The sequence below is a fragment of the Shewanella sp. T24-MNA-CIBAN-0130 genome (genome assembly GCF_040310185.1).
Classification (GTDB): domain Bacteria; phylum Pseudomonadota; class Gammaproteobacteria; order Enterobacterales; family Shewanellaceae; genus Shewanella; species Shewanella psychromarinicola.
On the sequence record NZ_JBEOPP010000540.1, the window covers coordinates 1 to 239 of the forward strand.

A 239-nucleotide genomic window follows, 5' to 3' on the forward strand; every position below is an offset into this window, starting at 1 on the left:
GTTTGATCCTGAAGAAGACAGTGAACTACTCAAAAACGAATACAACATACCAAGTCGTTATATCAAAACGATTATGTCACCATGGACAGTAAAACGTTTACACCAGTCTGGTGGTGATATCTCAAAATTTAGAGTCGTAAAAGTGTATCCATCGGTGCTCGATCAAATCGGTATTGCTAAAACAGAACCCGGAGATGAAAATAACCAAGATATTTCTGCTTTGGTGGGTAAAGTTGATA

1 pseudogene is annotated in these 239 nt (G+C 37.7%); it reads left to right on the top strand.

Going from position 1 to position 239, the window contains the following annotated elements:
• Positions 1 to 239 (top strand): annotated as a pseudogene (locus tag AAEZ02_RS23425) (PrkA family serine protein kinase); the annotation flags it as partial.